This is a genomic window from Pseudomonas sp. WC2401, assembly GCF_041200115.1.
In the GTDB taxonomy this organism is placed as follows: Bacteria; Pseudomonadota; Gammaproteobacteria; order Pseudomonadales; family Pseudomonadaceae; genus Aquipseudomonas; species Aquipseudomonas fragi.
This window is the reverse complement of sequence record NZ_CP165623.1, coordinates 3,298,712-3,324,281: the sequence shown is the minus strand read 5'-3', so window position 1 is coordinate 3,324,281 and position 25,570 is coordinate 3,298,712. Positions and strand designations below refer to the sequence as shown.

25 protein-coding genes and 1 pseudogene are annotated in these 25,570 nt (G+C 59.2%); 11 read left to right on the top strand and 15 right to left on the bottom strand.

Annotated elements, in window-relative coordinates:
• Positions 1-25 precede the first annotated feature (25 nt).
• On the bottom strand, positions 26-1,660 hold the full coding sequence (locus AB3G35_RS15165) for a methyl-accepting chemotaxis protein (protein WP_134048546.1): 1,635 nt from the start codon (positions 1,658-1,660) through the stop codon (positions 26-28).
• 283 nt (positions 1,661-1,943) lie between these two features.
• Between AB3G35_RS15165 and AB3G35_RS15160 the strand changes: the two genes are divergently transcribed.
• The gene (locus AB3G35_RS15160) at positions 1,944-2,768 is read left to right on the top strand and encodes an undecaprenyl-diphosphate phosphatase (protein WP_086797220.1); all 825 of its coding nucleotides are present in this window, start codon (positions 1,944-1,946) and stop codon (positions 2,766-2,768) included.
• A gap of 5 nt (positions 2,769-2,773) precedes the next feature.
• Positions 2,774-3,187 (top strand): DUF1294 domain-containing protein, encoded by a 414-nt coding sequence (locus AB3G35_RS15155; RefSeq protein WP_134048544.1) that lies wholly within the window; start codon positions 2,774-2,776, stop codon positions 3,185-3,187.
• Here the strand turns inward: AB3G35_RS15155 and AB3G35_RS15150 are convergent.
• Positions 3,176-3,520, bottom strand: coding sequence for an MmcQ/YjbR family DNA-binding protein (locus AB3G35_RS15150; RefSeq protein WP_029611424.1), 345 nt, complete (start codon positions 3,518-3,520; stop codon positions 3,176-3,178). The genes AB3G35_RS15155 and AB3G35_RS15150 overlap by 12 nt on opposite strands.
• 5 nt (positions 3,521-3,525) lie before the next feature.
• Positions 3,526-4,434, bottom strand: coding sequence for a LysR substrate-binding domain-containing protein (locus tag AB3G35_RS15145; protein WP_016781008.1), 909 nt, complete (start codon positions 4,432-4,434; stop codon positions 3,526-3,528).
• Between the two features lie 126 nt (positions 4,435-4,560).
• Here AB3G35_RS15145 and AB3G35_RS15140 point away from each other — a divergent pair, with 126 nt between their 5' ends.
• Positions 4,561-5,172 (top strand): FMN-dependent NADH-azoreductase, encoded by a 612-nt coding sequence (locus tag AB3G35_RS15140; protein ID WP_086797215.1) that lies wholly within the window; start codon positions 4,561-4,563, stop codon positions 5,170-5,172.
• Positions 5,173-5,331: 159 nt separating this feature from the next.
• A complete protein-coding gene (locus tag AB3G35_RS15135) occupies positions 5,332-6,369 on the top strand; it encodes an alpha/beta hydrolase family protein (RefSeq protein ID WP_369781715.1) in 1,038 nt (345 codons plus the stop codon).
• On the opposite strand, the gene AB3G35_RS15130 is transcribed toward AB3G35_RS15135, so the two are convergent.
• The 4 genes and pseudogenes from AB3G35_RS15130 to AB3G35_RS15115 all read right to left on the bottom strand — a co-directional run bounded on the left by AB3G35_RS15130 (position 6,366) and on the right by AB3G35_RS15115 (position 11,266).
• Positions 6,366-7,553 carry an MFS transporter gene (locus AB3G35_RS15130; RefSeq protein WP_095039605.1) on the bottom strand — a complete coding sequence of 396 codons (1,188 nt, stop codon included), beginning with the start codon at positions 7,551-7,553 and terminating at the stop codon, positions 6,366-6,368. The genes AB3G35_RS15135 and AB3G35_RS15130 overlap by 4 nt on opposite strands.
• 232 nt (positions 7,554-7,785) lie before the next feature.
• Positions 7,786-9,372 carry an ABC-F family ATPase gene (locus AB3G35_RS15125; RefSeq protein ID WP_029611422.1) on the bottom strand — a complete coding sequence of 529 codons (1,587 nt, stop codon included), beginning with the start codon at positions 9,370-9,372 and terminating at the stop codon, positions 7,786-7,788.
• Positions 9,373-9,392: 20 nt separating this feature from the next.
• Positions 9,393-9,605: pseudogene (locus AB3G35_RS15120) on the bottom strand (hypothetical protein); the annotation flags it as partial.
• Positions 9,606-10,291: 686 nt separating this feature from the next.
• Positions 10,292-11,266: a LysR family transcriptional regulator gene (locus tag AB3G35_RS15115; protein ID WP_106115862.1), complete on the bottom strand. Its 975-nt coding sequence runs from the start codon at positions 11,264-11,266 to the stop codon at positions 10,292-10,294.
• A gap of 128 nt (positions 11,267-11,394) precedes the next feature.
• Between AB3G35_RS15115 and AB3G35_RS15110 the strand changes: the two genes are divergently transcribed.
• The 6 genes from AB3G35_RS15110 to AB3G35_RS15085 all read left to right on the top strand — a co-directional run bounded on the left by AB3G35_RS15110 (position 11,395) and on the right by AB3G35_RS15085 (position 15,467).
• On the top strand, positions 11,395-11,670 hold the full coding sequence (locus AB3G35_RS15110) for a DUF2798 domain-containing protein (protein ID WP_016781001.1): 276 nt from the start codon (positions 11,395-11,397) through the stop codon (positions 11,668-11,670).
• A gap of 133 nt (positions 11,671-11,803) precedes the next feature.
• Positions 11,804-12,844 (top strand): zinc-dependent alcohol dehydrogenase family protein, encoded by a 1,041-nt coding sequence (locus AB3G35_RS15105; RefSeq protein WP_016781000.1) that lies wholly within the window; start codon positions 11,804-11,806, stop codon positions 12,842-12,844.
• Between the two features lie 78 nt (positions 12,845-12,922).
• Positions 12,923-13,237 carry an acid-activated periplasmic chaperone HdeA gene (hdeA, locus tag AB3G35_RS15100; RefSeq protein ID WP_086797207.1) on the top strand — a complete coding sequence of 105 codons (315 nt, stop codon included), beginning with the start codon at positions 12,923-12,925 and terminating at the stop codon, positions 13,235-13,237.
• A gap of 195 nt (positions 13,238-13,432) precedes the next feature.
• On the top strand, positions 13,433-13,945 hold the full coding sequence (locus AB3G35_RS15095) for a hypothetical protein (RefSeq protein ID WP_029611419.1): 513 nt from the start codon (positions 13,433-13,435) through the stop codon (positions 13,943-13,945).
• A gap of 13 nt (positions 13,946-13,958) precedes the next feature.
• Complete coding sequence (locus AB3G35_RS15090) at positions 13,959-14,300, top strand: hypothetical protein (RefSeq protein WP_029611418.1); 342 nt, start codon at positions 13,959-13,961, stop codon at positions 14,298-14,300.
• Between the two features lie 18 nt (positions 14,301-14,318).
• The gene (locus AB3G35_RS15085) at positions 14,319-15,467 is read left to right on the top strand and encodes a PQQ-dependent sugar dehydrogenase (protein ID WP_369781714.1); all 1,149 of its coding nucleotides are present in this window, start codon (positions 14,319-14,321) and stop codon (positions 15,465-15,467) included.
• 56 nt (positions 15,468-15,523) lie between these two features.
• On the opposite strand, the gene eco is transcribed toward AB3G35_RS15085, so the two are convergent.
• The gene (gene eco / locus AB3G35_RS15080; RefSeq protein WP_088377431.1) at positions 15,524-16,006 is read right to left on the bottom strand and encodes a serine protease inhibitor ecotin; all 483 of its coding nucleotides are present in this window, start codon (positions 16,004-16,006) and stop codon (positions 15,524-15,526) included.
• 184 nt (positions 16,007-16,190) lie between these two features.
• Here eco and pgm point away from each other — a divergent pair, with 184 nt between their 5' ends.
• Positions 16,191-17,831, top strand: a complete 1,641-nt coding sequence (gene pgm, locus AB3G35_RS15075; protein WP_169904671.1) for a phosphoglucomutase (alpha-D-glucose-1,6-bisphosphate-dependent) — start codon at positions 16,191-16,193, stop codon at positions 17,829-17,831.
• A 60-nt stretch (positions 17,832-17,891) separates the two neighbouring features.
• Here pgm and AB3G35_RS15070 read toward each other — a convergent pair whose 3' ends face one another.
• From AB3G35_RS15070 to AB3G35_RS15040, 7 genes are all read right to left on the bottom strand, one after another.
• Positions 17,892-19,763, bottom strand: a complete 1,872-nt coding sequence (locus tag AB3G35_RS15070) for a DUF3857 domain-containing transglutaminase family protein (protein ID WP_369781713.1) — start codon at positions 19,761-19,763, stop codon at positions 17,892-17,894.
• A 173-nt stretch (positions 19,764-19,936) separates the two neighbouring features.
• A complete protein-coding gene (locus AB3G35_RS15065) occupies positions 19,937-20,410 on the bottom strand; it encodes a YbaK/EbsC family protein (protein WP_369781712.1) in 474 nt (157 codons plus the stop codon).
• 78 nt (positions 20,411-20,488) lie between these two features.
• Positions 20,489-21,499, bottom strand: coding sequence for an NAD(P)-dependent alcohol dehydrogenase (locus AB3G35_RS15060; protein WP_083369522.1), 1,011 nt, complete (start codon positions 21,497-21,499; stop codon positions 20,489-20,491).
• Positions 21,500-21,553: 54 nt separating this feature from the next.
• Positions 21,554-21,850 carry an ArsR/SmtB family transcription factor gene (locus AB3G35_RS15055; protein ID WP_369781711.1) on the bottom strand — a complete coding sequence of 99 codons (297 nt, stop codon included), beginning with the start codon at positions 21,848-21,850 and terminating at the stop codon, positions 21,554-21,556.
• Positions 21,851-21,995: 145 nt separating this feature from the next.
• The gene (locus AB3G35_RS15050; RefSeq protein ID WP_095039526.1) at positions 21,996-22,463 is read right to left on the bottom strand and encodes a MaoC/PaaZ C-terminal domain-containing protein; all 468 of its coding nucleotides are present in this window, start codon (positions 22,461-22,463) and stop codon (positions 21,996-21,998) included.
• A complete protein-coding gene (locus AB3G35_RS15045) occupies positions 22,460-24,097 on the bottom strand; it encodes an AMP-binding protein (RefSeq protein WP_369781710.1) in 1,638 nt (545 codons plus the stop codon). Before AB3G35_RS15045 ends, AB3G35_RS15050 begins: the two co-directional genes overlap by 4 nt.
• A 29-nt stretch (positions 24,098-24,126) precedes the next feature.
• Positions 24,127-25,512, bottom strand: coding sequence for a GntP family permease (locus AB3G35_RS15040; RefSeq protein WP_088377428.1), 1,386 nt, complete (start codon positions 25,510-25,512; stop codon positions 24,127-24,129).
• Positions 25,513-25,570 lie beyond the last annotated feature (58 nt).

Sequence of the window (25,570 nt, the reverse complement as noted above, 5' to 3'; positions counted from 1 at the left end):
GGCCAGCTGTCGCTGGCCGCTGCCTCTACACCTTGAACTGACGCAACAACCCATTGAGCTGAACGCTCAATTCCTTGAGGTGGACACTGGCGGCGCTCGACTGTTCTGCCGCCTGGGCGGTGCCCTGGGACAGCTCGGCGGCCTGGGTCACGTTCTGGTTGATGTCCTCCACTACATGGGCCTGCTGCAGGGTGGCGCTGGCAATCGAGGCGTTGAGGTCGTTGAGGTTAGTCAGCGCCTGGCCGATGCTGGTCAGGCTCTGCCCGGCCTGGGTGGCCTGCTCGATGGTCAGTTGCGAGGCGCGGCTGCTGCTACCGATCACATCGACGGCGGCTTCGGAATGCTTTTGCAGGCCCTCGATCATCGTCTGAATCTCGGCCGTGGATTTTTGCGTGCGCTGGGCCAGCAAGCGCACCTCATCGGCCACCACGGCAAAACCGCGGCCTTGTTCACCGGCCCGCGCCGCTTCGATTGCGGCGTTAAGGGCCAGCAGGTTGGTTTGCTCGGCAATCGAGCGGATCACTTCCAGTACGCTGCCAATTTCGCTGCTTTGGGTGGCCAGGGTGCGGATGACCTCGACCGCCTGGTTAATGGTGCCGGACAATTGGTCGATCTGCTGCAAGCTGCTGTCGATGTTCTGCTGGCCTTGCTCGGCTTGCGACTGGGCGCCGCGCATTTCACTGGCAGCGTGTTCGGCATTTTTAGCCACCTCCTGCACGGCGTAGGTGACTTCGTTGATCGCCGTGGCCACCTGATCCATTTGCAGGGCCTGTTGCTGGCTGCGCTGTTGCGCGTCGCTGGCGTCGCTGCCCATCTCGGTCGAGGACTGCTCCAATGCGCTGGCAGTGGCCTGCAAATGGCTGATGACGTTGCGCAGCTTGGCGGTAAAGGCATTGAAATGATGCGCCAGCAGGGTTACTTCATCACGGCCGTGGGTATCCAGGCTACGGGTCAGGTCGCTTTCGCCACTGGCAATATTAGCCATTGCCTGCACGGCCTCTTGCAGCGGTCGCACGATGCTGCGGGCGATCAGGGTGACCAGTACGGCCATGATCAGCGCAATGCCCAGGCCCGCCCAGCTGGCCTTCCAGGCCTGGGCGCGAAACTCGGCCTGCATGTCGTCGATATACACCCCTGAACCAATGACCCAGCCCCAGGGCTCGAACAGTTGCACATAGGAGGTTTTCTGCACCGGCTCCTGGGCGCCGGGTTTTGGCCAGCGGTAGTCGACCATGCCCGCGCCCCGGGTTTTCGCCAGGCTGGCCATCTCGTTGAAGATCGCAAAGCCGTCCGGGTCCTTGATGGCCGACAGGTCCTTGCCGTCGAGCTTGGCATTGGTCGGGTGCATGACCATATAAGGGCGCAGGTCATTGATCCAGAAATAGTCATCGTGGTCATAGCGCAGGGTGCTGATCACGGTCAGCGCCTGCTGTTGCGCGGCTTCCCGGCTCAGGCTGCCGGCGGTTTCCAGGCCGTGGTAGTAGCCCAGTACGCCACTGACGGCCTGCACCACATGTTGGGTCTTCTGGGCTTTGCCTTCATACAAATCGTCATGTATCTGCTTTAGCATCAGCAGGCCCAACGCCAGCAACATGGCCATGGCCACAATCAGGATCAGCCACAAACGGCGGCTGATGGATAACCCGCGCAGGGTATTCATAAAGGGCGACTCCTTGTTTTTCTTGTTGTGGTGTTTCACAGGACAACTTTTTCCAGACTTGTCTGTCAGACCAAACCGAAGTCATGTCATAGCAGCGAAAGTAGAACGTGTCTGATAGGATCTCGGCCGAAATTGGCAAAGCTTCATCTTTATTGATTTCTGACAGTTTTTTCACAGCTTTCTGGGGAACATGTCGCACCTTTGACCTGCTCCAGGGCCGTGCTTGCAACACCTTAATCAAGACTAATCAGCTCTGCATGAGGCAGGGCTTTATGGGGGAATAATGGATCTTTGGACTGCCGCTCAGGCGTTGATACTGGGCGTCGTTGAAGGCTTGACGGAGTTTTTGCCGATCTCGAGTACGGGCCACCAGATTATTGTGGCCGACTTGCTCAATTTTGGCGGCGAGCGGGCGATGGCGTTCAACATCATCATCCAGCTGGGTGCGATTCTGGCTGTAGTCTGGGAATTTCGCCGCAAGATCATCGATGTTGTCGTCGGTCTGCCCACCAAACCCGAGGCACGCCGCTTTACCACCAACCTGATTATCGCCGTGATGCCGGCGGTGGTGCTGGGGGTGATTTTTGCCGATGTGATCCACGAGTACCTGTTCAACCCGATTACCGTGGCCACGGCCCTGGTGGTGGGTGGTGTGATCATGTTGTGGGCCGAGCGTCGCCAGCATGTGATTCGTGCCGAGACCGTGGATGACATGACCTGGAAAGACGCGGTGAAAATCGGTTTCGCCCAGTGCCTGGCGATGATCCCCGGCACTTCGCGTTCGGGCTCAACCATTATCGGCGGCCTGTTGTTTGGCCTGTCGCGCAAGGCGGCCACCGAGTTCTCGTTCTTCCTGGCCATGCCGACCATGGTCGGTGCTGCGGTGTACTCGGGCTACAAGTACCGTCATCTGTTCCAGCCTGATGACCTGCCGGTGTTCGCCATCGGTTTCGTCACCTCGTTTATCTTCGCGATGATCGCAGTACGGGCCTTGCTCAAGTTTATTTCCAACCACAGCTATGCCGCCTTTGCCTGGTATCGCATTGCCTTTGGTCTGCTGATCCTGGCCACCTGGCAGTTTGGCTGGATCAACTGGGCCGAGGCTTGAGAGGCTTGCCCGAACGACAGGGTGCGCCGGTTCGCGCCCTGAAGCTCAAGCTGCTGGCCTGGGTTGTGCTGTGTGCATTGCCGGTCGGCGGCTCGGTGAGCCTGTGGCTCACCGGGGGCACCAGGCTACCCTTGCTCGCTTATGGGGTTGCCAGTGTTCTGGCGTATGGCCTGTACTGGCATGACAAGCAGCAAGCCAGGGCAGGGCAATGGCGAACCCCGGAGAAGGTGTTGCACGGGGTAGAGCTGCTGGGCGGTTGGCCAGGGGCTTTGCTGGCGCAACAGATGTTTCGCCACAAAACCCGCAAGCTGCCCTATCAACTGTCGTTCTGGCTGATTGTGGCTGTGCATCAGGTGGTATGGATTGACGCTCTGTTCCTCAACCGCTCCATTCTCCACCTGTTGCAGCTACAGCAATAAACCGATCTGACGCTTTTTCGCCAGTTTTCCCACCACCAGTTGGTGGGAACGGCGCAACAGGTCCTGGAGTTCCGCAGCGCCCATCGGGTAGGGCGCCTGCATATTGATCCAGTACGCGCGCGCCAGATAGGGCGAGGGGCGGATACCCGGGCGATCGATATAACCCAGGAACAGGTCTTTCTCGACCTTGAATGAAAGCCCGTCGCTGTTGAGGTTGAACAGGGCAAACATCTTGCTGTCATCGACGAAAAACACCTCGACCCCACCCCATTTCACCGCGTACTGAGCGCCCGGCAGGTTCCGGCAGAACTCGGCGACTTCCTGCTTGCTCATCGGGCTCATAGCAGTTTCTCTCCACAACGTTCAAATGACTCGACCAGGTGATCGATCCAGGCCCGCACCGCCGGCATCACTCCGCGCCGGTGAGGGTACACCGCGTGCAGCCAGCCCCCCGGCAGGGTCCATTTGGGCAGCAGTTGCACCAGTTGGCCGTCTTGCAGTTCCTGCTCGCAATACATCATGGGCAGCACGGTAAAACCCAGGCCAGCCAGGGTGCAGGCCTTGCGCACGATAAAATCGTCAATCCCCAGCCGCGCCTCAAGTACCAGGGTGCTGGCCTGGCCATGCTCATCGAGCATGCGCAAATGCACCATGCGATCGGCCTCCAGCGCCCCCAGCAGCGGCACGCTTTTCAGGTCATCGGGGCGGTCGACTGGCCACTTACTGGCAAACTCGGGAGTGGCTACCATCACGGTGCGGGCCTGGCGCAGGCGCCGCGTGACCAGCGACGGGTCTTCGTCGCCTTCCTCGCGCACGCGCAAGGCCACATCAATGCCTTCGGTGACCAGATCCACCCGGCGGTTGAGCAGGTTGACCTCCAGCTGTACCAGGGGATAAGCCTGCAAAAACGAGCTGATCACCCCGGGCATGAATTCATGGGCCAGCCCCACCGGGCATGACACGCGCAAGGGGCCGCGCGGTTCGCTGGACATACTGGCCACGGCCTCGTCCGCCATCTCGGCTTCCAGCAGCATGGCCTGGCAATGGCGCAGATAACGCTCACCCACTGCGGTCAGCTTCAACTGGCGCGTGGTGCGTTGCAGCAAGCGGGCGCCCAGGCGCTCCTCAAGCTCGGCCACACGGCGTGACAGGCGTGATTTGGGGATGCCCAGCAGTCGCCCGGCAGCGGCAAAGCCACCGGATTCGACCACCTTGGCGAAGTAGTAAAGGTCGTTGAGGTCTTGCATGGCGTGCTCACTGTCCTGCAGGTGGGACGAACTATCGCATAATGGCTAACTTATCGTCGATTGCTTTCATCGGTAGTATCCATTCCATCGAGATCGCCCAGAGGCGGTCATCATCTGGAGATCACCATGAAACTTTTGCATATCGATTCGAGCATTCTGGGCGACAACTCGGCATCCCGTCAGTTGAGCGGCGAAGTGGTCAAAGCCTGGCAGGCAGCGGATCCACAGGTTGAAGTCAGCTACCGTGACCTGGCCAGCGAAGCCATCGCCCACTTCTCGGCTGCGACCCTGGTGGCTGCCGGCACACCCGCCGAGCTGCGTGATGCCGCGCAGAAACACGAAGCCCAACTGAGCGCCGACACCCTGGCGCAGTTTCTGGCAGCTGACGCAGTAGTGATTGCTGCGCCGATGTACAACTTCACCATTCCGACCCAGCTCAAGGCCTGGATTGACCGTATCGCCGTAGCCGGTCAGACCTTCCGTTATACCGAAGCCGGCCCTGAAGGCCTGTGCGGCAACAAGAAAGTCATTGTAGTTTCCACCTCCGGCGGCCTGCATGCCGGTCAGGCAACTGGCGTAGCCCACGAAGATTACTTGAAAGTGATGCTGGGCTTTATCGGCATCACCGACGTTGAATTTGTCCGCGCCCACGGCCTGGCCTATGGTGACGAAGTACGCAACAAAGCCATGAACGATGCCCATGCACAGATTAAGCAGGATCTGTTCAGCGCCGCGTAAGCCTGTACAGCGCTTCACCGGCTAAACTCTGTACTCCGGGTGTCTTGCCAAGACCGGAGTACGGAGTTTTTTTGCGTTTGGCCCAGGTTATGCACTGCTTTTGGCGAAAGCTTCTGGCACAGCCGATTTCAAGCCACGCGCCATTGCAGGTGAACCTCGATGATGGGTCTCAGGGCGGTACTGATGTTGTGGCTGGCATGTTGCTCCGTGATGGTGCAGGCCGAGCCCGCGTTGCAGTGGGGCGTAGGTTTTCACCGTTTGAGTTTTCTCGATCCGCTGGACGATCAACCCATGCGGGCGATCGCCTTTTACCCGTCCAGTGAGGCCCAGGGGCTGACCAAAATAGGCAGTTATGAAGTGGCGGCGACCGAGGGGGCTAAAGTCGCCATCGGCCGTTACCCGCTGCTGATGCTGTCCCATGGCAATACCGGCACGCCCCTGGCGCTGCATGACCTGGCCACCTCGCTGGCGCGCAAGGGCTTTGTAGTGGTGGCGGTGCTGCACCCTGGAGACAATTACAAGGACCACAGCCGCCTGGGTACCTTGAGCAACCTTTACGGGCGGCCGATGCAGATATCGGCCGCCATCAGCGCAACCCTGGACGACCCTGAGCTGTCACCCTATGTGCATGACGACCAGGTAGGGGTGATCGGTTATTCGGCAGGTGGCGAAACTGCGTTGATCCTGGCAGGCGCCCAGCCTGACCTGGATCGCCTGCGCCGCTACTGCCAAGAGCGCCCCGAAGACCGTGATGCCTGCACCACAAAAGGGGAGCTGATCGCCGACCGTGATGACCTGATGCCCGTTGCTGACCCCCGGGTACACGCGCTGCTGCTGATGGCTCCCTTGAGCCTGATGTTTGGCCGCCAGACCCTGGCCGATGTGCATGTGCCTGTGCTGCTGTACAGCGGCGAAAACGACAGGCTGGTGTTCCCCGACAAAAACGCTGACGCCCTGGCCCGCAAGCTACCGGTGGAACCGGAGTTCAAGGTGATACCCGGTGCCGGCCATTTTGTGTTCATGGCCCCCTGCAATGACGAGCAAATGGCGGCCATGCCCGGCTTGTGCACGGATGCGCAAGGGGTTGATCGGGAAGATATCCATCGCGACCTGATTTACGAGGCCGGGCGGTTTTTCAGCAAGACGCTGCAGGCCCATACCGGGTCCGGTTTACGCACTGCCGCGCATACCCGCTAGCGCTGCGCCCGCCGCGACAGGCTCAAACTCAGCAGCAAGCCCAGGCAGCACATCACGGCCGCACTGAAGAAAATCCACGGATAACCCAGGTTCAGCGCAATGGCCCCCATGATCGGCCCGGCAATGGCCAGTGCCAGGTCAAAAAACACGGCATAGGCACTCAGCCCCGCGCCGCGGCTGGAAACCGGGACTTGCTTGACCGCCTCGACCCCCAGGGCCGGGTACACCAGGGACAAGCCAAAACCGGTCAGCCCGGCACCTGCCAGGGCAAAAGCGGTACTGGGTGCCAGCCACAACATGACCAGGCCCACCGCTTCGATGCTCATGCAGGCGATTGCCACGTTGTAGCCACCAAAGCGGCTGATACTGTTGGTAAAGATCAGGCGGCCGAGGATAAAGCACACGCCAAATACCGACAGGCAATACGCCGCACCTTCCCAGCCCTGGTCGATATAAAACAGGGTGATAAAGGTAGTCAGCGTGCCATAACCAATCGAGGCCAGGGTCAGGCTGATGCCATAGGGGGCAATCAGGCCGAATACCGACCAAAAAGGCAGGCGCACGCCCGGGATCGCGGCGATTGCCGGTTTGTTGCGAATCAGCCCCAGGGCGGCGAGGGCCAGCAACAACAGGGTCACACCCAGCATGGCGAAGCCCAGCCGCTCGACCATCACCACGCCCAGCGGTGCACCTATGGCGATCGCGCCGTAGGAGGCAATGCCATTCCAGCCAATGGCTCTGGCGGTATGTTGTGAGCCGACCCGGGCAATGCACCAGGAAATGGTGCCGACGCCAATCAGGCCCTGGGCAACACCGAGAAATACCCGGCCGACAATCAGAATGCCCAGGCTCAGCAGGGGCCAGTCTTGCAGCGCAACGGCCAAGGACGTGAGCACGCCGCTGATGGCGATGCCAGCCAGGCCATAGACGATGGCAGGCTTGGTGCCGATGCTGTCGACCAGGCGTCCGGCTGACGGGCGGCTCAGCAGGGTAGCCAGATATTGCGAAGCGATGGCCAGCCCGGCGACCACGGCACTGAAGCCCAGTTGGTCATGCACATAGCCCGGCAATACGGCGATGGGCAAGCCAATGCAGATAAAGGCAATAAAGGTGTAGAACACGATCGACAGGATTTGCAGGGTGATCGACAGGCTGCTCGGGGAGGAGGGGTGTTGCACAGGCATGAGCGGGGAGTCCGGCTGGCGATCGGTAACCGCCATGATGGCGTGGCCCCGGCATAAAAGAAAGCAGGCTAACGGTAATAGTGGGCCAGGCACACAACCTGTGGGAGCGGGCTTGCCCGCGATAAAAGCGCTGCGTTGTATCAGGCCCCCCGCGAGTGATTAAAAGGCCAGAAACGAAAAACCCCGTCACCAGGACGGGGTTTTCGTTACAACCTGCAGGGCTGCGTCTGAATCAGAACGTCACGCCCTGGCTGCGCAGGTAGTCATCGTAGGTGCCGCTGAAGTCGATCACACCGCTTGGGCTCAGCTCGATAATACGAGTGGCCAGCGAGGACACGAACTCACGGTCATGGCTGACGAATACCAGGGTACCCGGGTAGTTCTCCAGTGCCAGGTTCAGCGCCTCGATGGATTCCATGTCCAGGTGGTTGGTCGGTTCGTCCATGACCAGCACGTTGGCCTTTTGCAGGATCAGCTTGCCGAACAGCATGCGACCTTGCTCACCACCGGAAATGACTTTTACCGACTTGAGGATGTCATCGTTGGAAAACAGCATGCGGCCCAGGGTGCCACGCACCATTTGCTCGCCCTGAGTCCACTGGCCCATCCAGTCGAACAGGGTCATGTCATCTTCAAAATCGTGGGCATGATCCTGGGCGTAGTAGCCCAGTTCGGCGGCTTCAGTCCACTTCACCGTACCTGCATCCGGGGTCAGCTCGTTGACCAGGGTACGCAGCAGGGTAGTTTTACCGATACCGTTCGGGCCAATGATCGCAACGCGCTCGCCGGCTTCAACGGTGAAGCTGAAGTCCTTGAACAGGGTCTTGCCATCAAAGCCTTTGGCCATTTGCTCGACGATAACCGCCTGGCGGTGCAGCTTCTTGTTCTGCTCGAAGCGAATGAACGGGCTGACCCGGCTCGAAGGCTTGACCTCGGCCAGGGTGATCTTGTCGATCGCCTTGGCGCGGGAGCTGGCCTGCTTGGATTTCGAGGCGTTGGCCGAGAAGCGGCTGACGAACGCTTGCAGTTCGTTGATCTGCGCTTTCTTCTTGGCGTTTTCCGACAGCAGTTGCTCGCGCGACTGGGTAGCGACGGTCATGTACTCGTCATAGTTACCCGGGAACAGACGCAGCTCGCCGTAGTCCAGGTCAGCCATGTGGGTGCACACGCTGTTCAGGAAGTGACGGTCGTGGGAGATGATGATCATCAGGCTGTTGCGCTGGGTCAGAATGTTTTCCAGCCAGCGGATGGTGTTGATATCCAGGTGGTTGGTCGGTTCGTCGAGCAGCAGCACTTCAGGATCGGAGAACAGCGCTTGCGCCAGCAATACGCGCAGTTTCCAGCCTGGCGACACTTCGCTCATCGGGCCGAAGTGTTGCTCGATGCCGATACCCAGGCCCAGCAGCAGCTCACCGGCACGGGATTCGGCGGTGTAACCGTCCATTTCAGCGAACTCGGTTTCGAGTTCGGCAACGGCCATGCCGTCTTCTTCGGTCATTTCCGGCAGCGAATAGATGCGATCGCGCTCGGCCTTGACCTTCCACAGCTCTTCGTGGCCCATGATCACGGTATCGATCACGGTGAATTCTTCGTAGGCGAACTGGTCCTGGCGCAATTTACCCAGACGCACGTTCGGCTCCAGCATGACCTGGCCGCCGGACGGCTCAAGATCATCACCGAGGATTTTCATGAAGGTGGACTTGCCGCAACCGTTGGCACCGATCAGGCCGTAGCGGTTACCGGCGCCAAATTTTACTGAAACGTTCTCGAATAGCGGCTTTGCGCCGAACTGCATCGTGATATTTGCTGTGGAGATCAATTACTTTACCTATCAATAGCTTAGAGTTCGCTGGTTTCAGCCGGTACCCATTTGGGACCAATTTGGAGCTTTTCCAGCTCGCTCCAATCTGAGCTTGAGTCGAACCAATGCGCATACGTTGACAGCAACATTTGGACGCTATGGCCAAGCTGCTGGGAAATGAAGGCGGGATTCAAACCGGACATTACGCGTATTGTCGCATAGGTGTGACGACAGTTGTACGGCAGGCGATGACTGATTAAGGGTGTTTCCAGGCGTTTGCCCGAATCAGCAGTCCAGAGGCAGGCTCGCCCAGCGATAACGGGCGGTGCAGGTACGGTTTTTTTCCAGAGCTTGCGGTGGTAGCACTTGCGACATTGCGACGCATGCCAGGCCACGCAAAAAAACTGCAAGTTACGCTTGGCCCTGCCAGGCGCAGACGTTGGCATGTAGTTGAACCTTGGCATAAGCAAATGCCGACGCATCATATAAAGTCACTGGCCTGGCTGCACAGCCCTGCCTTGATTTGGTAAAGACCAAAGCGTGCGTGAGTTCACACTTTTGCTTAGCGAGTGGGGCGCGTTGGTAATAATTATAAGTTAACGATTAATACGGATCTTTTTGTGCGTTAGTTCACAAACAAATGTGCCCGTATCCCCGCGCAGCCAGTAACGGGTCGCCCTGTACAAGGCGGAGCTGCGGCTGCAGTGCAGGTCGCGCATCTTGCGGTAGGCCCATGTCCATCCACGTTTAGTTGAGGCGCTCATTTTTATTCGTCCTTGAATGGTTTCTACAGACAAGTGTATCAGTACATTAAAAAATTCAACTACCCCCTATAGGGGTGTTTTTTCTCGATAGTCTGTGTTGCCATGGATAACAAAGTACGATTTTATACTGTTTTGAATGTGTAAAAGTTAAAGTTAATTCAAATGAGTTTGCACTAATTCGGTGCGCTGAAGTCGTGCAGTGAGTTGGGCCTTGTTATTACAGCACTGGCCTGTATCCAGCTTTTATCCAGATGTTCGGTCAGGTAGTCCATAAACGCTTTTACTTTTGCGGTCATGGCTGCGCGATCCTGGACACAAGCATAGATGTCCAGCGGCTGCGCGCTGGATTCATTGGGCTCATGGCTGTGTTTGAGCAGCGCTATCAGTTGGCCTGATTCGAGGTAAGGCGCCGCCAGGAACTCGGCCAGGCGTGCCACCCCGGCGCCATAAATGGCCATTTGCGTAAGCGCGTCGATATCGTCGCTGATTGCGCTGAAGGTCAAGGCTGCGTAAGCGTGCTGGCCATTGCGAGTAAACCCCCAGCGCAACAGGCGCCCGTCCAGGGGGTAGCGAAAACCCAGGCAGGCATGGTGCTGGAGGTCTTCCGGCGTGCGGGGGATGCCGGCGCGCTCCAGATAGGCCGGCGCGGCGCAGACAATAAACGGCACCGAGGCTATTTTGCGCGCCACGATGCCGTCTTCCAGTTGCGGCTTGATGCGCAGGCTCAGGTCAATATTGTCCTGAATATGATTGATCTTGCCGTCGCTGGTACACAGTTCCAGTGCCAGGCGCGGGTAACGCGCAGCAAAGCCTGCGATGAGCGGGGCGACTACATGCCGACCGAACGCAGAGGTAGACGCAATGCACAGGCGCCCTTGCAGTTCGTTATCGTCAGTACGGATGGCCATTTGCGCGGCTTCAAGGTCGGAGGCGATGCGTCGTACCTTGGCGTAATACAGTGCACCGTTTTCGGTCAGGGCCATGCGCCGGGTGGTGCGTTGCAGCAGGCGGGTGCCCAGATGTTCTTCCAGGCGGTTGAGGGTCTGGCTGACGGCTGCCGCACTGAGCCCCAGGTTTCTGGCTGCGCCCACGATGGAGCCGGTTTCCACCACTTTGATAAAACTGGCAATCGCTGCTAACAAATTCACTGTGGGCATACTCGCAGGCATTCGTAAGTTTTTATTTATAAAGTAACTGCTGCTGGGCGTCTAGTTGCCGGTTTTCGATCTTGCTAAGGTGCGCTACACCTGAAATCCAAGCTGAAAAAGGCCTGTATATGACGTCACACAACACTGAAAACACCCTGGGTGGCCGGCGTTTCAAACTCTCGGCCCGGGTTACCCCGTATGTATTTGCGTTTTACATGTCAGCGATCATGGCTTTTTTGATGTCGCTGGTGATTACTGCGGCAAACTCCGGCATTGAGGGGGATTACCTGAGCAATGCCTTGCATGCCTATCAATTGGCAATGCCGGTAGCCTTCCTGTGCATCCTGGTCGTGCGACCCATTGTGATGAAGCTGGTGGCGTTTACGGTTCACCCGCACCGTTAGTCCGAAAGGGCATTTTATGACCTGTGGCAAGGGTGAGTCGGTAAAAGGCTGCTTAACTGCATCAATGATTTTGGGGGGCTGCCACCTCAACGGCAGCCGCTGATGATTTTTGATCAGATAAAGGAAAGCCATCATGAAAGCGCTCACCTATCAGGGGCCAGGCGAAAAAGCCTGGGCCGAGATCCCGAATCCGGTCATCGACAAACCGACCGACGCCATTGTCCGAATCCTGCACACCACCATCTGCGGCACGGACCTGCATATCCTCAAGGGCGATGTGCCCGAGGTGACCCCTGGCACGGTGCTGGGGCATGAAGGGGTCGGCGTGATCGAGTCGGTAGGCTCGGCGGTGCGCAATTTCAAACCGGGCGATCATGTGCTGATTTCCTGTATCACCTCGTGCGGCAGTTGCGCCAATTGCCGGCGCCAGATGTATTCGCACTGCGCTGATGGTGGCTGGATCCTGGGCCATACGATCGACGGCACCCAGGCCGAATATGTCCGCATCCCCCATGCGGACAACAGCCTCTACCCCGTGCCTGCCGGGGCCGATGAGCAAGCCCTGGTGATGCTCAGCGATATCTTGCCCACCGGGTTTGAAATCGGCGTACTGGCGGGCAAGGTCAAACCGGGTGACAGCGTGGTGATCGTCGGTGCCGGGCCTGTGGGCATGGCGGCGTTGCTGACCGCTCAGTTCTATTCACCCGCCCAGTTGATCATGGTCGATGGCGATACCAATCGGCTGGAAGTTGCACAGCGTTTTGGCGCGACCGATGTCATCGATATCAACACGCAAAATGCGGTTGAGCGCATTTTCCAGCTGACCGATGGCGTGGGCGTGGATGTCGCGATTGAAGCGGTAGGCATCCCGGCCTCGTTCGACACCTGCCAGTCGGTGATTGCCCCGGGCGGGACCATTGCCAACGTCGGCGTGCATGGCAAAAGTGTCGAGTTGCACCTGGAAAAGCTATGGATCCAGAACGTCACGATTACTACCGGGCTGGTCAATACCAATACCACGCCGTTGTTGATGAAGACCGTGCAGTCGGGGAAAGTCGACGCCGGCAAGTTGATCACCCACCGCTTTGCGCTGGCGGATATCCTCAAGGCTTATGAGGTGTTCGGCAATGCGGCCAAGGAGAAGGCCATGAAGGTTATCCTGTCTCAAAAATAGACAGATACCCCTTCCACTACTATGTTGTTTGCGGCAGAACTCATGTTACTTAATCGTTGATAATAGGGATATTGGCATATGAAAAAGCACATTCTGTTTATGGGCGTCGTTGGCTTGGCGGCACTTTCCACACTGGCTCAAGCTGAAACCAAGCAGCCCGTGGCAAAATGGACATGCGCGGATTTCCTGGCCGTGGACGAGAGCTTCCAGCCAACTGCGGTTGGCTTGGGTGAAGCCATCAACAAGAAGGGCAAGGTTGAAGATGCCGTGCTGGATGTTGACGGTATCGCCAAAATCACACCGCTGGTGGTGACGGCCTGCAAGGAAACCCCGAAAGAATCCTTTGTTTCCAAGCTCAAGGCTGAGTGGGATAAGGTCAAGAAAGACGTGTAAGCCACGCCCGGCCTGTACTTCACAAGAGTACAGGCTACCCCCTCTGTGGGCCTGCGCGGCCCTTGCGGGCAAAAACATCCCCGTTGTTGTGAATTTCCTGCGCTGTAACCCCTCTACATAAAGACAGGCCTGCCTTGCTGGTTGCAAGAGCGTAGTAAACTACGCTGGTTCTATCTCTATCTGTCGGGGAATCCTATGTTAATCAGATCATTAGCCGAACTTGACCGTATTCGTGACGAGTGCCGTGCCATGGTCACCAAGCGCTCGGCTGTGTCGGCAGGTGCGGCTGCGTTGCCGATACCGGGGCTGGACATCGGCACCGACGTGGCACTGCTGGTAGAGATGCTGCCGGCTATCAACAGCAAGTTCGGCTTGACCCCGCACCAGATCGAGCAGATGGACTCACGCTCCAAACGCCTGATCGTGGTGGCAGTCACCGGTATTGGCAGTGAAGTGATCGGCAAATTTATCAGCCGCACCCTGGTGATGTCGCTGGTGCGCAAAATGGGCGCCAAGGTGGCCACCAAGTCGGTGATTCGTTTTGTTCCTTTTGTGGGGCAGGCCGTGGCGGCCACCATCAGCTTCGGCGTGATGAAAGTGGTCGGCAACGGTCATATCGAAGACTGCTACCAGGTCTGCCGCGAAGCATTGCTGGCGCAAGCGCGGGAGTCGACGGTGATTGAGATTGGCCCCGACATCGAGACGTGATCCGGAGGGCGTAATGAATCCGCTTAAATACAGTTGTTTACTCATGTTGATCGGCGGCGTACTGGCTGGCCAGGCGCAGGCGCACACCCCGCCAGGTTCGCCAGTGCTGCTGGCGCAGAATACGCCGATCACCAATACCCCGCCGGCCAATGATGCCATCCGCCGCATCAACCCCAATAGCCGCCAGGGCACGGGCGCATCCGTTCCAGGGGCAGGAGGCCCGTCAACAGCCCCTGTGCCGCGAGCACCGAGCCTGGAAAATGGAGCCATCGGCAATGGCTACCCACGTCACCAGGCGCCGCCACCCACCCGCAAACCGACAGCTCCATCGCTCCAGCCGCGAGACAAACCTTAACAAAACAAGGAATTGCTGATGTTGAGAACAACCTTGCTGGCCACCTTGTGCGCCTCTTCGCTACTCACTACTGTCTTCACGGCCCATGCCGGTCCGCAAAAGTCCTTTGCCAGCGAATCCGGAACCGTCACCGTAACCCCAGTGGTAGAAGGCCTTGACCATCCCTGGGCACTGGCCTTTTTGCCTGACAAGCAAGGCATGCTGGTGACCGAGCGCCCGGGCAACCTGCGAACCGTCAGCCCTGATGGCAAACTCTCGGCACCGCTCTCAGGCGTGCCCCAGGTGTGGGCCAAAGGGCAGGGCGGTTTACTCGATGTGGTGCTGTCGCCCAGTTTCGGTGAAGACCGGCTGGTGTACTTGTCCTACGCCGAAGGCGGCGAAGACGGCAAGGCGGGCACCACGGTGGGCCGTGGGCGCCTGTCGGATGACCTGACCCGCTTGACCAATTTTGAAGTGATCTTCCGCCAGCAACCCAAGCTCTCCACTGGCAACCACTTTGGCTCGCGGCTGGTATTCGACCGCGACGGCTATCTGTTTATCGCCCTGGGCGAAAACAATCAGCGCCCGACAGCACAGGACCTGGACAAACTGCAGGGCAAGGTCGTGCGCATCTACCCGGATGGCCGCATCCCTGACGACAACCCGTTTGTCGGCAACAAGGACGCAAGGCCGGAAATCTGGTCATACGGGCATCGTAACCAGCAGGGCGCGGCACTGAACCCCTGGACCGGCACCCTGTGGACCCATGAGCACGGGCCAAAAGGGGGGGATGAAATCAACCTGATCGAGCGCGGTAAAAACTACGGCTGGCCGCTGGCGACCCACGGCATTGACTACTCTTCCAGGCCGATTTCCGAGGCGCAGGGCACAATTGTCGAAGGTACGGTGGGGCCGTATCACGTTTGGGAGAAATCGCCAGGTATCAGTGGCATGGCCTTTTACGATTCAGACCGGTTCAAGCCGTGGCAGCACAACCTGTTTATCGGTGCCCTGGCCGATAAAAACCTGATCCGCCTGCAGCTCAAGGATGACAAGGTGGTGCATGAGGAGCGCTTGCTGGGTGAACTCAAGGCGCGTATTCGTGATGTGCGCCAGGGGCCGGATGGCTATTTATATGTGCTGACCGATGAGGACAATGGCGTGCTGTATCGAGTGGGCTTGCAATAACCCTCAACCCTTGTGGGAGCAGGCATGCCAGCTCCCACAAGGCAAAGACCAAGCGCTTACTCGCTTACAGCCTGCTTGATCTGCTTGGAGGCTGACCAGATGCGGTAGCGCACTTCGATATCCTTGGGTACATACACCACGATCGGCAGTTTGCTGTTGTAGCGCAGCATAAAGCCTTCACCGACCACAGGGACGAATTCGGGGTGGGCCTTGCCATCGGGGCAGGCCATCATCGTGCTCATCGGCCCGCTGACTTTGTTCAGGCGATACATCGGGTAGCCCCAGCCCTTGAGGGTTTTTTCTTCCAGTTTACCGCCAAGGCGCTGCTGGTTGCAGTCGACCTGCAGGGTCTTGCCCGCGATGATCTGGACTTTGTAATCGTCTTCATTCTTCTGCTTGGGCAAATGAATGACCTGGCGGCTAAAGCCCGCCTCGGCTTTGGGATAGGGAGCGACGTCTTCCAGTTTGGCGGCGTTGGCCGCACTGCACAGTGTACCCAGGGCAAGTAGTACAGCCGCACTGTTCACCAGTGATTTCATGGTGCTTTCCTTATTTCAGATCTGAAGATGTACAAAACAACGTGTCTGGAGCAACTACAGACAACGCAGAGTGCATTAAAGTGCAAAACAGATCACTTGGCATGGATAGATTGCATCGCGCCAGTGTCGAACTGCCAGTAAACTGCTTTTTTTCCTCCGAATCACATATTTCCCGAGGTTTTGCATGACACTCAGTCCTCTTGCGGGCAAACCGGCTCCGGCTAACGTGCTGGTCGATATTGCGCGACTGGTGACCGCTTATTACACCGGTCAACCCGATGCCGCCATCGCCACCCAGCGTGTTGCCTTTGGTACTTCCGGGCACCGCGGCAGTTCGTTCGAGCTGAGCTTCAATGAGTGGCATGTACTGGCTATCAGCCAGGCCATCTGCCTGTACCGTCAAATGAAGGGCATCAATGGTCCGCTATTTGTAGGCATCGATACCCACGCATTGTCGACGCCTGCTGGCGCCAGTGCCCTGGAAGTATTTGCTGCCAATGGTGTCGAGACCATGATCGCAGCGGACGATGAATACACCCCGACGCCAGCCATTTCCCACGCCATCATCTGCTACAACCGTGGCCGCACCAGCGGCCTGGCGGATGGCGTAGTGATTACGCCGTCGCACAATCCGCCAGAAAGCGGCGGTTTCAAGTACAACCCGCCCAATGGTGGCCCGGCCGATACCGATGTCACCAAATGGATCGAGGCCAAGGCCAACGAGTTGCTGGCCGACAAGCTGCGCGGGGTCAAGCGCATGGGCTACGAGCAGGCCCTGAAAGCCGCCACCACCCACCGCCATGATTACCTGAACACCTATGTTGCCGATCTGCGAAACGTGATCGACATGGACACCCTGCGCGGCGCCAATCTGCGCCTGGGCGTTGACCCGCTGGGCGGTGCCGGTGTGCGCTACTGGTCGGCGATCGGCGAGCACTACGGTCTGAACCTGGACGTGGTGAACACCGAAGTCGACCCGACATTCCGCTTTATGTGCGTGGATTGGGATGGTCGCATCCGCATGGACCCGTCATCCAGCTATGCCATGCAAGGCCTGATCGGCCTTAAAGAGCGCTTCGACGTGGCGTTTGCCTGTGACCCGGACCACGACCGCCACGGTATCGTTACCCCATCGGGCGGGCTGCTGGCGCCGAACAATTATCTGGCCGTGTCCATCGACTACTTGTTCCGCAACCGGCCGCAATGGCGCGCCGATGCTGCCGTGGGCAAGACCGTGGTCAGCAGCGGCCTGATTGACCGTGTCGCTGCGCGCCTGGACCGTCGCCTGTACGAAGTGCCGGTAGGTTTCAAGTGGTTCGCCGATGGTTTGTTTGACGGCTCGCTGGGCTTTGGTGGCGAAGAAAGCGCCGGCGCCTCGTTCCTGCGTCTGGACGGCAGCGTCTGGTCCACCGACAAGGACGGCTTGATCCCGTCGCTGCTGGCTGCCGAGATGACTGCGCGCAGCGGTCGTGACCCTTACCAGCTGTACCAGAAAATGACCGAGGAACTGGGCCAGCCGTTCTCCACCCGCGTCGACGCCAAGGCCACCCCGCAGCAAAAAGCGCTGTTGGGCAAGCTGTCGCCCGAGCAGGTCAAGTCCACCCACCTGGCAGGCGAAGCCATTACCCAGATCCTTAGCCATGCACCGGGTAACAACCAGGCCATCGGCGGGCTCAAGGTCATGACTGAAAACGGCTGGTTTGCGGCACGCCCTTCGGGCACCGAAGACATCTACAAAATCTACGCCGAGAGTTTTATCGGCGACGAGCACCTCAACCGCCTGGTTGAGGAAGCACAAGTGCTGGTCGATACCGCCATCGCCTAAGCCAATAAAAAGCCCGGCCCCGCAAGGGGTCGGGCTTTTTTGTGGCTGGGCGCAAAGCGCTTAGCCCTTGGCGTTGAGTTGCACCACTTGCTGCATGTTCTCGTTGCAGGCCCGGGCTTGCTGGAGCATTGCCTCGAACGGTGCACTCATGATCTCGTCATGACTCAACCAGCTGTGTTTTTGCGTCATGGTGTACAGGTAGCGGTACTCATCCTTGCTGCGTTGGCTGCTCAAGGTCATATCGAACCACGGCGAGTTCACCTTGCAGGCCTTGATCGCCTTGCCCACCTTGGCCCCTGAGAGGGTGATGTCGTAGGTCACGGTTTCCGGATCGGCCATGTACAAATCCGCCAGTTGTCCGGTGCGTCGATAGTTCATCAGGCTGTCCCAGCGCTCGCTGGCAAAGGCCGGCTTGTACACCAGTTGCCCTGACAGGTTGTCCAGTGGCCGAAGGTTGGTCAGCGTGGCCTGCACCTTGTAGCGCTCAGGCACGACAAAAGCGGTTTTCTCGCGGTTGATCTTGCAGTCGCTGATTTCCTTGCCGAAATGGTTACACAGGTTCAGGTCGGTCGCGCTGACTCCGGAGTCGGTGTCGGCAAAGCTGAGCTGCATCAGGGTCATTTGCCCCATCTGTACCTCAGCCGTGGTGCGGGCCTGACCGTCGCGGTTGAAGTGCTCGAACTTCTTCACGGCCATGCTCAGGCTTGGCTGTTCTTCAGGGATATGGTCCTGGTACACCTTGCCCTCGGCATCGATGACCAGCGCCCAGCGATTCTGGATGTCGGGCATGCTGCGCCCCGGCATAAACACCGGGTTGGTCGGGTCCAGCCACCAGACCTGGCCATTGACGTGCGCCTTGACAATGGCGTGGTTGGCCGCGCCGATGCCAGGCAGCAGCAACCCCAGCGGGTTGCTGCCACGGCTGACCCAGGCGGTCTGGGCGTTTATGCCGCTGGCCTGCAACATGGCGGTCAGCAGCACTGACAGGTCCTTGCAATCGCCGTAGCCGCGCTCTTCGATTTCATTCAGGGTAAACGGCACATAGCCACGATCCGTGGCGCGCCAGTCGCCCATATACCGGTATTGCTCGTGGATGTATTGCATCACCCCGGCCACTTGCCCGGCGGCAGGCAAACCCTTGAGGCCTGAGACGACCCTGGCGGCGCCCGCTGGCAGGTTGGCGGCGAGGATTTGGTGATAGCGCGTGGCCAGGCTGGCGAGATGATCCTGCACCTGGCCGGAACTGGCGATTTCAACCCGTGGCATCTGGCGGATATAGGCGTTGCCCGCTTCGTTGATGTAGTTAACAAAGCGCGGTGTTTTCTGCTCGATCACCAGGGTCTTGTTGTCGGATGACGGGCTGAAGGTAAAGTCCTCCATCAATTCACTGCGCCAGACGATGGGCTGTTCGGCGGTGAAAGTGCTTTTGAAGGCATCCGAACGCACGGGGGCAGGGCCGAACATCATCGGGTAATGGAAGTGCGTCATCAGCGGTTTGGCCACCGTATGTTCACGCACGGTGTAGCTGATTTGGGTGCCGATGCGCAGGTTGGGGAACGCGATCGAGGTTTGCCGAGCCCGCTGGAAGCCCTGGTCGGGGTTGGGCGCCATGCGCGTATCGATTTGCGTGGGGGCCAGGGCGACCGGTTTGCCGCCGGGTTGCGTCGACTGGGCGTCGATGATCTCCAGCTGATCAGTCTCGGGGAAGCTGAAGTCGATGCGCGACAGCATCTCGCGGCCATTGTTGGTCAGGATGGTGTAACGGTAAGTGGTGCTGCAATCGCTGCTGGTGTCTTGGTTGAAATGGCAGATCTTGGTTGTTTCGCCCGCCAGTGCGGCCTCTGATGCCGGTTGCAATGCCGCAATAGACGGCAGGCTGATAATCCCCAGTGTTGCGCAAATCAAAGATTTGCTGAAAGTAAAGCGGTGCATGAGCGCCTCAGGTCGTTCCCTTGAAACAGCACCCTGCGACGTTTTAGTTATGTCGATACACGCTTGCAGGATGCTGAGCGAACGGCGGATGATAATCGATCGCAACTGTATTTTCTACATTGTCAGACAATCATCTTCGCGCAGATGCCTGTTCCAGAGCCTTCGCTGTGAATTCAGGCGGCCGGCAGGGGCTGGCAGACATCTACCCATTGCGCCTTGACCAGATCGGCCATGCGCGTCGGGCAAATCTTCACCGCTGTATGCGTGGCGCCGGCGGCGGGCATGACTTCACTGAAGCTTTGCAGCGAAATATCGCAGTACACCGCCAGATCGGTGGCCAAGCCGAATGGGCAAACACCCCCCACTGGGTGACTGGTCAAGGCAATGACCGTTTCGGCATCGAGCATTTTGGCTTTGCTGCCCAAGGCGTCCTTGATTTTTTTGTTGTCGATACGTGCGTCACCCCGTGCCACGAGCAACACGTTGCGTTCACCCACCCGAAAGGCCAGGGTTTTGGCAATTTGCCCGGGCTCCACGCCGTGGGCCTCGGCGGCCAGCGCGACAGTTGCGGTGCTGGTGGCCAATTCGATGATGTGCAGGTCGGGGGCGTTGGCGTGAAAAAATGCGCGTACGGATTCAAGGCTCATCAGGCTCACTCTCTGGGCAAAAGCCTGAATCTAGAGAAGCCGATGGCGCACTGTCAATGCGCCATCGGCGAGGGTGGGTCAGATGTCCAGAATGATCTTGCCGAAGTGCTGATTGGTTTCCTGGTACTTGAACGCTTCGACGATGTCGGTAAGCGGGAAGTGGCGATCAATTACGGGGCGCATGCCATTGGCATCGATGGCCCGGATCATCGCCTGCTGCTGGCTGCGGCTGCCGACCAGCACACCTTGCAGGCGCACTTGCTTGATCAGCATCGGTACAAAGTCCATCGCCCCGGTGACGCCGCTGAGGATACCGATGATCGAGATATGCCCGCCCACCCGGATGGCAATCATCGACTGCTCCAGGGTTGCCGGGCCGCCGACTTCAATGATGTGATCGACTCCGCGCCCGCCGGTCAGGGCCAGGGCGGTTGCGCCCCACTGGCTGTCCTTGCGGTAGTTGATCACATGGTCGGCGCCCATCGCCTTGAGGCGCTCCAGTTTTTCGTCACTGGAGGAGGTCGCAATCACCGTGGCACCCGCCATCTTGGCAAATTGCAGGGCGAAGATCGACACACCGCCGGTGCCTTGCACCAGAACCGTGTCGCCCGGCTTGAGCGAGTCGTCGGCCATCAGCGCACGCCAGGCGGTGAGGCCGGCGGTGGTCAGGGTCGCTGCTTCGGCATGGCTCCAGCGGGCCGGGGCGTGGGTGAACGATGCGGCGCTGGCGGTGACCTGCTCACGGGCATAGCCGTCAATGCCGTCACCCGGCACGGTGACAAAACCTTCTACCAGCGGGGTGCCGTCGATCCACTGCGGGAAGAAGGTGCTGACTACCGAATCGCCGACCTTGAATTCACTCACATCCGTGCCTACGGCAATCACTTCACCCGCGCCATCGGCCATCGGGATACGCTCTTCGCTCGGCCCCCACATGCCGCTAACCACCGCAAAGTCGTGATAGTTCAGCGAGTTGGCATGCAAACGCACCGTGATTTCACCGGCACCTGGCGCAGGCGCTTCGCTGTGGCCGACCACTACATTCTGATAGCCGCCGCCGGGTTTGACGAAGATTGCTTTAGTGCTCATGGGGCTTCCTCATGTTTTTACATTGCGCGAAATAACGAAATGTATAGGTAAAAATTACAACTCGATTTTCAGCCTAGCCGCAAAGTCATTAATCGCCTGCTCATTGCGTCGGTAGTAAGTCCACTTGCCGATACGCGTGGTCAGAACGAACCCGGCGCGCTGCAAAATGGCCAGATGCGCCGACGCGGTAGAAGGCGACAGCCTGGCCTTGTGCTGCAAATGGGTGACGCACACACCGATCGCAGGATCACCGTGGTCCTGGGGCGGGAAATTGCTGAGCGGGTCTTTGAGCCACTCCATCATTTGCATGCGAGTGTCATTGCCCAAGGCTTTGAGCTGTTCGAGAATCATGGATGGGGATGTTACGCTTTTTTACGAAATGTTCAAGGCTGCAGGTGTGGAGGGCGCAGAGTCGGCTCAAGGGCTGCCCAAGCCAGCAACTGACCTGCGCTGGCGCCCTGAGGCTGCAGCACAGGCCCGCCTGGCCGCGTGCGGTTTACCCGCCTGCCTGCACCACGTCGACCAGCGCACGGTTACTGAGCAGAATCTTGCCGCTGGCCTCGGCGATCTGTTCGCCGCGCTGGTTGCTGCACTCGCCGCGCAGCACGGCAATGCCGCCATTGCTGCGGGGTTTGTCCAGGGTCTGGGTGATGGTCCATTGCACGCTGAGGGTGTCGCCAGCGAACACCGGGGCGACAAACCGGCAATTGTGCTCCAGGTAGGCCACGGCGGTGCCGTAGAAGTACATGCCGATGGAGGCCGACATAAAAGCGCTGGTCATCGGGCCGTGGAGGATCGGGCGGCCAAAACGGCTGTTGGCGCAGAATTCGGCATCGCTGTGCAGCGGGTTGAAATCGCCAAACATGCCGCAGGCCCGGCTGATATGGGATGCATCAATGGTCAGTGACTGGCCAAAGGTTTCGCCTTCACTGATTTCGTCGAATGCCTTGCCTAGAAAGTTCATGTATCAAGCTCCATTGCAGTGCGTTGTTCTTCAAGCTCGCGCAGGGCCTTGCGGATGATTTTGCCGGTGGTGGTCATGGGCAGTTCATCGAGAAACTCAATTTCCCGCGGGTACTCATGGGCGGCGAGCTGGGCGCGGACATGGGCCTGCAGCTGGCGCACGGTATCGTCGCTGGCGGCGTAGCCGTGGTTGAGCACGACAAAGGCCTTGACCACTTCCGTGCGTATAGGGTCTTTCTTGCCGATGGCCGCGGCCAGTTTTACCGCCGGATGCTTGATCAGGCAGTCTTCAATCGGGGTGGGGCCAATGCGGTAGCCGGCGCTGGTGATAACGTCATCATTGCGCCCGAGAAAGTAGATATAGCCGTCGTCATCCATCGAGCCCTTGTCGCCGGTCACCAGCCAGCCATTGAGGTATTTGTCCTCGGTGGCCTGGCTGTTTTCCCAATAGCGCAGCATCTGGCTGCCGTTGGGCGTGGCCACGGCAATATGCCCTGAGCCACCTGCGGGCACGACCACGCCATAGTCGTCGACGATGGCCACGTTGAAACCCTCGACTGCACGGCCTATGGCGTGGGCACGGTAGATGCCCTGGCTGGCGCAGGAGGACACCACCAGGTTGCATTCAGTCTGGCCGTAGAATTCGTTGATGCGCACCCCCAGTGCATGATCGCCCCAGGCCAGCAGCTCATCACCCAGGGACTCGCCGCCACTGGCCACTGAACGCAGCGCCAGTGGCCAGCGCTGGCGCGGGTTTTCCACGCTGCGCAGCAGCTTGAGCGCGGTGGGCGGGAAGAACACATTTTTGATCTGCAAGTCAGCGATCAGCTCGAACACGTCTTCGGCGACAAATTTGTCGGCCCGGTAGGCCACCACGGGCACACCGTGGTACCAGGCGGGCAACAGCACGTCGAGCAAGCCGCCGATCCATGCCCAGTCCGCCGGGGTCCACATGCGGTCGCCGGGCTGGGGGAAGTCGTCATGGGAGCTGCATACCCCCGGCAGGTGGCCAAGCAGCACGCGATGGGCATGCAGCGCGCCCTTGGGGTGGCCAGTGGTGCCGGAGGTGTAGATGATCAGGGCCGGGTCCTGGGCTGCGGTGTCGAGGGTCTCGAAACGGTCGCTCTGGCGCTTGAGCTGGGTGTGATAATCCAGCACATCGGAACGCTGCGCGGGAGCATCAATGACATAGCACAGCTGCAATTGCGGCAGGTTGGCGCGTACCCCGTCGATCTTGTGCAGGCCGCTCAGATCGGTGATCAGCCCGCGCATGCCGCAGTTCGACGCGCGATGTTCGATGGCATCGCTGCCGAACAGCTTGAACAGCGGCACCGCAATGGCACCCAGCTTGTACAGGGCAATATGCGCGGTGCCGGCCTCCAGCCCCTGTGGCAGCATGATCCCGACCCGGTCCCCCGCCTGCACACCGTGTTCACGCAGGCTATTGGCCAGGCGGTTGGCGTGCTGTTGCAGGGTTGCAAAACTGTGCTGGTGTACCGAACCATCGGCGTTTTTTTCGATGATCGCAATGCGTGTGGGGTCCTCTGCCCAGCAGTCGCAGCAGGCCCGGGCAATATTGAAACGCTGCGGGGCATCCCATTGCGGGTAGCGGGCAGAGACGTGCGCTGTGTGCATGGTCGAATCCTTGTTGTTATGCGCCATGATCAGAAGCTGCCGAACGTTGAACCCAGCACCATCACCACCAGCAAGGCGGTCATGGGCACAACGGTCGTCATCATGAAAATTTGCGGGTAAGACTGGCGATGGGTGAGATTGCAAATCGCCAGTAAGGTGATCACCGCGCCCGAATGGGGCAGGGTGTCCAGGCCACCGGCAGCAATGGTGGCGACCCGGTGGAACAGGTCCGGGCTGATACCGGCGGCCTCGATCATGCGCAGATAGTCACTGCCCAGGGTCCGGAAGGCGATGCTCAGGCCTCCGGACGAAGAACCGGTGATGCCCGCCAGCACGTTCATGCTCAGCACGGCGGAAATCAGCGGGTGCTCCGGCGAGATATTGAGGATGGTGTCCTTGATGACCGCAAACCCGGCCATGCCGGCGATCACTGCGCCGTAAGCCACTTCCGAGGCGGTGTTGAAGATCGGCAGCAGTGCGCCGATGGTGCCCTTGTTGATAGTGACCGTGAGGTTGTCCCAGCGCCGCCAGTTGAGCAGGATCACAAAGACGATCGCACACATCAGTGCCAGCAGCACCGACCACAGGCCTATGACGCTCAGCGGGTCGATATTGCCAAAGCGCTCCTCACGCAACACGCTGAGGTCCAGCGCAGGCAGGATCCAGTAGCTGAAGGCCGCGTTAAGGCCGATCACCACAATAATCGGCAGCAGGGCGACCAGCAGCCCGGGCCTTTTGACCCCGTCACTGGCCGGTATTTCGTCGTCGTGGGGGCCGTAGCCTTCACCGTTGGCCATGGCCTTGCGGGCCCGTGACTGCAGCAGCCAGCTGCCCATCCAGAGCATGACGATCGAGGCAATAATGCCCAGGCCCGGGGCGGCAAAGGTGGTGGTGCCCAGATACGCGGTTGGAATCGAGTTCTGGATCGACGGCGCGCCCGGCAGCGCGGTCATGGTGAAGGTAAAGGCCCCCAGCGCGATGGCGGCAGGCATGTAGCGTTTTGGCGTGCCGGACTCACGAAAAATCGCGGCGCCGATCGGGTACACGGCAAAGGCCACCACAAACAGCGACACGCCCCCGTAGGTCAGCAGTGCGCAGGCCAGGACCACGGTGAGAATGGCATGGCGATGGCCCAGTTTGCGCATAAACCAGTCAGCGATGGTATGCGCCGCCCCGGAGTCGGCGACCAGCTTGCCGAACAGGGCACCGAGGATGAACAGGGGGAAAAATTTGATCACATACAGCCCCAGCTCTTTCATGAACAGCTGGGTATAGGTGGGCATGATATCGGCGGCGGCGCCGCTGAGCAGAACCGCCAGGGCGGCCATCAGCGGTGCCAGGATCAACACCGTCACGCCCCTATAGGCGAGAAACATCAACAACAGAAGGGATATCAGTATCGCCATCGTGCTCATGGGTGACTCTCTTATAATTATTGTTTTGGTAAACGGGGTCGGGATGGCTTCCGTTTAC

What these genes read in the sequence shown, in the direction of transcription:
- AB3G35_RS15165 (WP_134048546.1), bottom strand. Translation starts at nt 1,660, where the DNA reads ATGAATACCCTGCGCGGGTTATCCATCAGCCGCCGTTTGTGGCTGATC.
- AB3G35_RS15160 (WP_086797220.1), top strand. Translation starts at nt 1,944, where the DNA reads ATGGATCTTTGGACTGCCGCTCAGGCGTTGATACTGGGCGTCGTTGAA.
- AB3G35_RS15150 (WP_029611424.1), bottom strand. Translation starts at nt 3,520, where the DNA reads ATGAGCAAGCAGGAAGTCGCCGAGTTCTGCCGGAACCTGCCGGGCGCT.
- AB3G35_RS15145 (WP_016781008.1), bottom strand. Translation starts at nt 4,434, where the DNA reads ATGCAAGACCTCAACGACCTTTACTACTTCGCCAAGGTGGTCGAATCC.
- AB3G35_RS15140 (WP_086797215.1), top strand. Translation starts at nt 4,561, where the DNA reads ATGAAACTTTTGCATATCGATTCGAGCATTCTGGGCGACAACTCGGCA.
- AB3G35_RS15135 (WP_369781715.1), top strand. Translation starts at nt 5,332, where the DNA reads ATGATGGGTCTCAGGGCGGTACTGATGTTGTGGCTGGCATGTTGCTCC.
- AB3G35_RS15130 (WP_095039605.1), bottom strand. Translation starts at nt 7,553, where the DNA reads ATGCCTGTGCAACACCCCTCCTCCCCGAGCAGCCTGTCGATCACCCTG.
- AB3G35_RS15110 (WP_016781001.1), top strand. Translation starts at nt 11,395, where the DNA reads ATGACGTCACACAACACTGAAAACACCCTGGGTGGCCGGCGTTTCAAA.
- AB3G35_RS15105 (WP_016781000.1), top strand. Translation starts at nt 11,804, where the DNA reads ATGAAAGCGCTCACCTATCAGGGGCCAGGCGAAAAAGCCTGGGCCGAG.
- hdeA (WP_086797207.1), top strand. Translation starts at nt 12,923, where the DNA reads ATGAAAAAGCACATTCTGTTTATGGGCGTCGTTGGCTTGGCGGCACTT.
- AB3G35_RS15095 (WP_029611419.1), top strand. Translation starts at nt 13,433, where the DNA reads ATGTTAATCAGATCATTAGCCGAACTTGACCGTATTCGTGACGAGTGC.
- AB3G35_RS15090 (WP_029611418.1), top strand. Translation starts at nt 13,959, where the DNA reads ATGAATCCGCTTAAATACAGTTGTTTACTCATGTTGATCGGCGGCGTA.
- AB3G35_RS15085 (WP_369781714.1), top strand. Translation starts at nt 14,319, where the DNA reads ATGTTGAGAACAACCTTGCTGGCCACCTTGTGCGCCTCTTCGCTACTC.
- eco (WP_088377431.1), bottom strand. Translation starts at nt 16,006, where the DNA reads ATGAAATCACTGGTGAACAGTGCGGCTGTACTACTTGCCCTGGGTACA.
- pgm (WP_169904671.1), top strand. Translation starts at nt 16,191, where the DNA reads ATGACACTCAGTCCTCTTGCGGGCAAACCGGCTCCGGCTAACGTGCTG.
- AB3G35_RS15070 (WP_369781713.1), bottom strand. Translation starts at nt 19,763, where the DNA reads ATGCACCGCTTTACTTTCAGCAAATCTTTGATTTGCGCAACACTGGGG.
- AB3G35_RS15065 (WP_369781712.1), bottom strand. Translation starts at nt 20,410, where the DNA reads ATGAGCCTTGAATCCGTACGCGCATTTTTTCACGCCAACGCCCCCGAC.
- AB3G35_RS15060 (WP_083369522.1), bottom strand. Translation starts at nt 21,499, where the DNA reads ATGAGCACTAAAGCAATCTTCGTCAAACCCGGCGGCGGCTATCAGAAT.
- AB3G35_RS15055 (WP_369781711.1), bottom strand. Translation starts at nt 21,850, where the DNA reads ATGATTCTCGAACAGCTCAAAGCCTTGGGCAATGACACTCGCATGCAA.
- AB3G35_RS15050 (WP_095039526.1), bottom strand. Translation starts at nt 22,463, where the DNA reads ATGAACTTTCTAGGCAAGGCATTCGACGAAATCAGTGAAGGCGAAACC.
- AB3G35_RS15045 (WP_369781710.1), bottom strand. Translation starts at nt 24,097, where the DNA reads ATGCACACAGCGCACGTCTCTGCCCGCTACCCGCAATGGGATGCCCCG.
- AB3G35_RS15040 (WP_088377428.1), bottom strand. Translation starts at nt 25,512, where the DNA reads ATGAGCACGATGGCGATACTGATATCCCTTCTGTTGTTGATGTTTCTC.